General features: G+C 67.5%; 1 protein-coding gene. It reads left to right on the forward strand.

Annotated elements, in window-relative coordinates:
• On the forward strand, window positions 1-1,522 hold a 1,522-nt coding region (locus ETD96_RS43845; RefSeq protein ID WP_478209506.1), incomplete at both ends, for a preprotein translocase subunit SecA.

A 1,522-nucleotide genomic window follows, 5' to 3' on the forward strand; every position in this document is an offset into this window, starting at 1 on the left:
TGAACGGCGAGGTCCTGATCGTGGACGAGTTCACCGGCCGCATCCTCCACGGCCGCCGCTACAACGAGGGCATGCACCAGGCCATCGAGGCCAAGGAGGGCGTGGCGATCAAGGACGAGAACCAGACGCTCGCCACGATCACCCTGCAGAACTACTTCCGCCTCTACAACAAGCTGTCCGGCATGACCGGCACCGCCGAGACCGAGGCGGCGGAGTTCAACAAGACCTACAAGATCGGCGTCGTGCCGATCCCGACGAACAAGCCGATGATCCGCGAGGACGTGGCGGACGTCGTCTACAAGACCGAGCAGGCCAAGTTCGAGGCCGTCGTCGACGACATCGCCGAGCGGCACGAGAAGGGCCAGCCGGTGCTGGTCGGCACCACCTCGGTGGAGAAGTCCGAGAAGCTGAGCAAGATGCTCAAGCGCCGCGGCGTCCCGCACCAGGTGCTGAACGCCAAGCACCACGAGCAGGAGTCGGCGATCGTCGCGGAGGCGGGCCGCAAGGGCAGCGTCACCGTCGCGACGAACATGGCGGGCCGCGGCACCGACATCATGCTCGGCGGCAACCCCGACTTCCGCGCCGACCTGGTGCTGCACCAGCGCGGCCTGTCCCCGCTGGAGACGCCCGAGGAGTACGAGGCGGCCTGGCCGGAGGCGCTGGAGAAGGCCAAGGAGGACGTCAAGGGCGAGCACGAGGAGGTCGTCGAGGCCGGCGGCCTGTACGTGCTCGCGACGGAGCGGCACGAGTCGCGGCGCATCGACAACCAGTTGCGCGGCCGCTCCGGCCGGCAGGGCGACCCGGGCGAGTCCCGGTTCTACCTGTCGCTGGAGGACGACCTGATGCGGCTGTTCAACTCGGCCCGGGTCGAGTCGATCATGACGCGGCTGAACATCCCGGACGACACCCCGATCGAGTCCAAGATCGTCACGAACGCGATCAAGTCGGCGCAGAGCCAGGTCGAGCAGCAGAACTTCGAGATGCGCAAGAACGTCTTGAAGTACGACGAGGTGCTGAACCGGCAGCGCAAGGTCATCTACGCCGAGCGCCGCCAGGTGCTGGAGGGCGCCGACCTGCAGGAGCAGGTCCGCCGGATGATCGACGAGGTCGTGGCCGGCTATGTCGCGGGCGCCACCGGCGAGGGCTTCGCCGAGGAGTGGGACCTCGACAAGCTGTGGAAGGCGTTCAAGCAGCTGTACCCGATCTCGATCTCGGTCGAGGACCTGACCGACGACGAGGACGGCGACCTGTCCGGGCTGGACGCCGAGACGCTCGCGGAGAAGATCCGCGACGACGCCCAGGCGGCCTACGCCAAGCGCGAGGAGGAGCTCGGCTCGGAGGTCATGCGCGAGCTGGAGCGCCGCGTCGTCCTGTCGGTGCTGGACCGCAAGTGGCGCGAGCACCTCTACGAGATGGACTACCTCCAGGAGGGCATCGGCCTGCGGGCCATGGCGCAGCGCGACCCGCTGGTGGAGTACCAGCGCGAGGGCTACGACATGTTCAACGCCTGTCTCTTATACCC

Origin of the sequence: Actinomadura geliboluensis, from assembly GCF_005889745.1 — a bacterium.
Taxonomy (GTDB): Bacteria; Actinomycetota; Actinomycetes; order Streptosporangiales; family Streptosporangiaceae; genus Spirillospora; species Spirillospora geliboluensis.